This window comes from Thioclava sp. UBA3469, assembly GCF_002378135.1.
GTDB classification, from domain to species: Bacteria; Pseudomonadota; Alphaproteobacteria; order Rhodobacterales; family Rhodobacteraceae; genus Thioclava; species Thioclava sediminum.
The window spans coordinates 1-5,925 of the sequence record NZ_DFRG01000108.1 but is presented as its reverse complement, the minus strand read 5'-3'; the positions used below and the strand labels follow the sequence as shown (position 1 = coordinate 5,925).

Annotated in this window: 5 protein-coding genes; 1 reads left to right on the top strand and 4 read right to left on the bottom strand. The window is 65.1% G+C overall.

Features of this window, described 5'->3' with window-relative positions; translation table 11 throughout:
- Positions 1–156: 156 nt before the first annotated feature.
- Positions 157–1,461: a DUF3422 family protein gene (locus B3D39_RS09035; RefSeq protein WP_274963512.1), complete on the top strand. Its 1,305-nt coding sequence runs from the start codon at positions 157–159 to the stop codon at positions 1,459–1,461.
- Here the strand turns inward: B3D39_RS09035 and ybaK are convergent.
- The 4 genes from ybaK to B3D39_RS09015 form a co-directional block, all read right to left on the bottom strand.
- Positions 1,455–1,934: a Cys-tRNA(Pro) deacylase gene (gene ybaK / locus B3D39_RS09030; protein ID WP_274963511.1), complete on the bottom strand. Its 480-nt coding sequence runs from the start codon at positions 1,932–1,934 to the stop codon at positions 1,455–1,457. The two genes, B3D39_RS09035 and ybaK, sit on opposite strands and share 7 nt — an antisense overlap.
- An 8-nt stretch (positions 1,935–1,942) precedes the next feature.
- A complete protein-coding gene (locus B3D39_RS09025) occupies positions 1,943–2,770 on the bottom strand; it encodes an aldo/keto reductase (protein WP_274963510.1) in 828 nt (275 codons plus the stop codon).
- A gap of 131 nt (positions 2,771–2,901) precedes the next feature.
- Entirely contained in the window at positions 2,902–4,446 is a 1,545-nt protein-coding gene (betC, locus tag B3D39_RS09020) for a choline-sulfatase (RefSeq protein ID WP_274963509.1), read from the bottom strand.
- Between the two features lie 105 nt (positions 4,447–4,551).
- Positions 4,552–5,925 (bottom strand): Hint domain-containing protein (locus B3D39_RS09015; RefSeq protein ID WP_286789612.1); only part of this gene is annotated, 1,374 nt, incomplete at its 5' end.

Sequence of the window (5,925 nt, the reverse complement as noted above, 5' to 3'; positions counted from 1 at the left end):
CGTCAGGCCGAGGGGGCAGAGCCCCCTGCCCCGTCGCGATCCGCGCGGCTCTGTGGCAGATTTGCCCGGTATTCCGATGCATGCCATCAAACGCTTGATCAGCGGGGAATTTCGCCGCAGCTAGAGGGTAACACCCGCGTGAGCGAGACTTGAGAGATGACCGCCGATCCAAAGCCCCACCTGCCCGACCATCCCCAGCGCTATGCGCTCGTGAACGAATTGCACGCCCGCCCCTATCCGAAACTGGGCGTGCCGGGACATGCGGTCTATGTCGCCTTCAAGGAGCCGCGCGACGCTGCCAATCGCGACCGCAGAAAGGATCACGATCACCTCGTCGATCTTCTGACGCGCAATGGCGCGGCGCAGCCGAAGGCGGGGATCACCCATTACGGCGGCAAGATCGGACGCCACGAGGTGAAATGGGAAAGCCATACCGAGTTCACCACCTATCTCGCTTTCGGCAAGGGCGTGTCGTCGCGCGCCTTCGACCCGGCGGAGACCGAAATCTACCCCGATAGCTGGATCGATGCGGCACCCGGCGGGCGGATTGCGGCGGTGCAGATCCGCATCGAGGAGCTGCCCGAGAACCCCGACGACATCTCGCCGCTGCTGGAGCAATGGTTCGTCACCGAAAGCCTCGTCTGCACCTGGGTGCTCGACGGGGCGGCGGTGGTCGCGGGCGATTTCCGGATCGATCCGAACGGGCAGATGCGCTTTGCCGTCTTCGCGCGGCCCGGCACCGGGCCGGGGCGGATCGGGCGCACGGTGCAGCGGCTTTGCGAGCTGGAAACCTACCGTGCGATGTCGATGCTCGGGCTTGCGCGGGCACGCGATCTGTCGAAGCGGCTCAATGCGCTCGACCCGCGCCTGACCGAGATCGTGGACGGGATGGGCAACGACGCCAATTCCGCCGAAGAGACGCTGCACGACCTGCTGGAAATCTCCGCCGAACTGGAGAGCCTCGCGGTGCAACATTCCTTCCGCTTCTCTGCGACCGGTGCCTATGAGGCGATCGTGCGCGAGCGGGTGGAGGCCCTGCGCGAGAGCCGCTTCGAGGGGCGACAGAAGCTCAGCGAGTTCATGGCTCGTCGCTACGATCCGGCGGTGCGCACGGTCAAATCGGCCGAAACGCGGCTGCGCCAGATGGTGACGCGGGCGGCGCGCGCGGGCGAACTGCTACGCACGCGGGTCGACGTGGAACGCTCGGCGCAGAACCAGAAAGTGCTGGAAAGCATGGATCGCCGGTCGGACCTGCAGCTGCGGCTGCAGCACACGGTCGAGGGGTTGTCGGTGGTCGCGATCAGCTATTACGCGATCTCGGTCGCGGGCTACCTCGCCTATCCGCTCTCGAAGAAGATCGGGCTGAGCAAAGAGCTGATGATGGCGGGGCTGACGCCGATCGTGATCCTCGCGGTCTGGCTGATGATCCGACGCATCCGCAAGGGGATGGGCGGTCACTGATCGGCGATGAGGGGCTTTGCCTCGGCCCGCGCGGCTGACAGCGCCTCATCGGGGCGAAGTTCGATCATCAGCCCGCGCTTGCCGCCGTTCAGTATGATCCTGTCATAGCCAAGCGCGCTCTGCTCAAACGCGACGGGGCTTGCGCGTTTCTGCCCGAAGGGGCTGATGCCGCCGGTGTGGAACCCGGTCAGCTTCTCGGCCTTGGCGGGCTCCATCATCTTCGCGGATTTACCCCTGAAGGCCGCAGCCACCTTCTTCATCGACAGCGTCGCGTCGGACGGGATCACCGCGCAGGCGGGCTTGCCATCCACCTCGACCATCAGGGTCTTGAGAACCCGCGAAGGCTCCACTCCGAGCGCCTCAGCCGCATGGAGGCCGATCTTCTCCTGACCGGCCTCATAGGCATATTCGTGCAGATCGAAGGCGAGCTTGGCACGGGTCAGCGCCTGCGTCGCCGGGGTGGCATGACCCATCGGCCCTCTCAGAAATCGGCGGTGGCGGGGTCCGGCCCGATGCGGCCTTCCGCAGCGTCGATATCCTTGATCTGCGCCATCTCACCTTCCGTCAACTCGAAATCGAACACGTCGATATTCTCGCGCATCCGCTCGTGATTGGCCGATTTCGGGATCGTCACGCAGCCCAGCTGAATCTGCCAGCGCAGCGTGACCTGTGCTGCCGACTTGCCATAGCGGGCCGCGATCTCGGTCAGGATCGGGTTCGCGAGCGCCTCGCCCTGCCCCAGCGGCGACCAGCATTCGGTGGTGATGCCGAGCTTTTCATGCACCTCGCGCTGCGCGGCCTGCTGGAAGCGCGGATGCAGTTCGACCTGATTGATCGCGGGCGCCTCGCCGGTCTCTTCGATCAGCCGCTCGAGATGGTCGGGCAGGAAGTTCGACACGCCGATCGCGCGGATACGGCCCGCGTCGCGCAGCTCGATCAGCGCCTTCCACGCCTCGACATATTTGTCCTTGGCGGGCATGGGCCAGTGGATCAGGTAGAGGTCGAGATAATCGAAGCCCAGCTTCCCCATCGTCTCGTCGAAGGCGCGCTTGGTCTCGTCATAGCCCTGCCGGTCGTTCCAGAGCTTCGAGGTCACGAAGATGTCTTCGCGCGCCACGCCGCTTTGCGCGATGCCGCGGCCCACGCCCGCCTCGTTGCCGTAAGCGGCGGCAGTGTCGATATGGCGATAGCCCGCGTCGAGAGCGTTTTGGATGATGGCGGGCGCATCGGCATCGTCCATCTTCCAGACGCCGAGGCCCAGCTGCGGGATTTTGATGCCGTCATTGAGGGTGAGGGTCGGAACGCTCATGGTCGATCTCCTGTCTGCCTGTTGGGTTGGACAACAGCTTAGGGCGGCGCGGCGTTCCGGAAAGGCGCTCACGGGGTAGTGAAAGGCGCCAGGGATTGGCCCGGGGCTGGCACGCCCCGGGCCGTGCGCCCTTACTCCCCGCGCGGGAAACGTTTGTTTTCTTCCAGCACGTTAAGGTCCATGTGATTGCGCATATAGGCCTCGGAAGCTTTCTTGAGCGGCTGGTAATCCCACGGATACTGGCCGCCCTGGCTGAGCGCCTCGTAGACGACCCAGCGGCGCGCTTGACTGGCCCGGACGTCCGCGTCGAAACGATCCAGATCCCAGCGCGCGGCGGCTTCGGCTTTCAGCGCGGCATAGGCCTCGGCATGGGCGGGATCACCCGCGAGGTTGGTCAACTCATGCGGATCGGCCTCGACGTCGAAAAGCTGATCGGGATCGAGATTGCACAGGTTCAGCTTGTAGCGCCCTTTGCGCAGGCTCACGAGCGGCGCGTAAGACGCCTCGGCGGCATATTCCATCGCCACCGCCTCTTTACGGGGCTCGCGCTTGGCTTGCGGCAGCAGCGAATGCCCGTCGAGCCATGGCGCGATCTCGTCCAGCGAGATACCCGCCAGATCGCACAGCGTCGGCGTGACGTCGATCGTCGAGACCGGATCGGAGACCAGACCCGGCTCCAGCCCCGGTGCCGAGATCATCAGCGGCACGCGGGACGAGCCCTCGTAGAAGCTCATCTTGAACCACAGCCCCCGCGCGCCCAGCATGTCGCCGTGATCGGAGACGAAGAGGATCGTAGCCTCCTGCCGGGTGTCTTCGAGCACCTGCAGCAGCTCGCCGATCTTGTCGTCGAGATAGGAGAGGTTCGCGAAATAGGCGCGGCGCGAGCGGCGGATATCCTCGGTCGTGATGTTGAACTCGCGCCAGTCATTGGCGTCGAAAATCCGCTTCGAGTGGTTGTCCTGCTCCTCATAGGGGATCGTGCCGACCTCGGGCTCGAGATGGTCGCAATCCTCGTAGAGATCCCAGTATTTCTTGCGCGCGACGTAGGGGTCGTGCGGATGGGTGAAGCTGACGGTCAGCATCCACGGGCGCGCATCGTTGCCGCGCGCCAGATCGTAGAGCTTCATCTTCGCCTCATGGGCGACATTGTCGTCATATTCCATCTGGTTGGAAATCTCGGCTACCCCTGCCCCGGTCACCGAGCCCATATTGTGATACCACCAGTCGATCCGCTCGCCGGGCTTGCGGTAATCCGGGGTCCAGCCGAAATCGGCGGGGTAGATATCGGTGGTCAGTCGCTCTTCGAACCCGTGAAGCTGATCGGGGCCCACGAAATGCATCTTGCCCGAGAGGCAGGTCTGGTAGCCCGCGCGGCGCAAGTGGTGGGCATAGGTCGGAATGTCCGAGCGGAACTCGGCCGCGTTGTCATAGACGCCCGTCGTCGAGGGAAGCTGGCCCGACATGAAGGCCGCCCGTCCCGGCGCACAGAGGGGCGAGCCGGTATAGGCGTTCTCGAACCGCACGGAACGCTCGGCCAGCTTGCGCAGATTGGGCGTGTGCAGCCACTCCGCCGGACCATCGGGAAAGAGCGTCCCGTTGAGCTGGTCGACCATCAGGATCAGGATGTTCGGGCGCGGCTTGCTGTCGTCCTTGGCGGCGGTTTCGAGGTCAGGCATTGCAGCGCGCTCCTTTTATTGATCCACGGGTCAATAACCCCTGTAGCGATCCGGAGCGGGGGAACGCAAGGGCAAGCAGGTCACGCGGAAGTGGCTCGCGCCGGGTCAGGCGGCCGCGATGATCCGGGCCTCATGGCGTTTCAGGCTCGGCCGCGCGGCGAGATAGCTTTCGACTTCGCCGTCCAGTTCCGGGAAGAGCGCAAGCAATTCGGCCCGTTGCGCCTGATCCATATCGTTCATCGTCGCCTGCCCCGGCTGGAAGCTTTCGGTCCAGAGCCCGTCGGAGAAAACGATCTCGTGATTATCGAACATCACGTGGATATAGGTGACCGCCTCGGCCTCTTCGTCGATCTCGATCCCCGGCAACCCGACAAGATGGCGCGCGGCGGCCAGCACCTCCGGCTCGCCCGCGATCAGCTGCGCGCGCGGCCCGGTCAGTAGGATGCGGTGCTGCGGCGAGACGCGCATCTCGCGCTCGGGCTGGTTCGCGCCCAGCGCGCCTGGTGCGATCTTGATGGAGCGGAATTCCGGCTTCGCCAGCAGTTCCGCCGCGCTGAGCGCACGGGTGCCAATCCAGCGGATGACCTGAAAGCCGCTGTCGCGAGTCAGAATGCGATCGCCGACCTGCAGGCTTTCGACCGCGCGGGCGCCGCTATGTGTTGCGATCAAGGTGCCCGGCGTGAAGCAGGGGATGACCTTTTCGATATTCGAGAAGTTGACCGTGCCGACGACCGCGCCATTGCCGTCATAGAAATCGATCGTGCCGTTTTCCGGGTTCGCCGCGTCACGATGCACGGCGACATTGTCCCAGCCCCAGTCGCTGAGGTCGATGATGTCGAAATCGTCGCCCGTCTCCGAGCCGTCGATCGTGTCGCCGGGGACGAGGTCGATGAACCTGTCGGCATCCGCGCCGCCGACGAGAGTGTCGCCGCCGCCGCCCGAGAGCGTATCATTGCCCGCGCCGCCGTCGAGTTGGTCGCTGCCGGCGCCGCCCTGCAGGACGTCGTTCCCGTCGCCACCGAAGAGCGTATCATCGCCGGTGCCGCCAACGAGGCTGTCATTGCCTGCGTCGCCGTAAAGCGTGTCGTTGCCCGATCCGCCCAGCACGGTGTCGTTGCCCGTGCCGCCGTAGAGGATGTCATCCGCGCCCGCGCCGTCGATATAGTCGTCGCCGCCATTGCCGTAGAAGACGTTGGTGTAGCCATCAATCGGGTCCGAGGAGGCGCCGTCGAAGCCGATCAGCGTGTCGTTGCCTGCCGAGCCGTAAATCCCGTCGACGCCGCTGAGCGTATCGCCCGTCGCATCGCCGCCCGTGGCCGTGCCCGCGCCGAGGTTGATGTTCACCGCGCTCGCGGAATCGGAATAGTCGACATAATCCATGCCGGTTCCGCCCGACAGGATATCGCCGCCCGCGCCGCCATGCAGCGTGTCGTTGCCCGTGCCGCCGTCGAGCGTATCGGTCCCCGCCCCGCCGTCGAG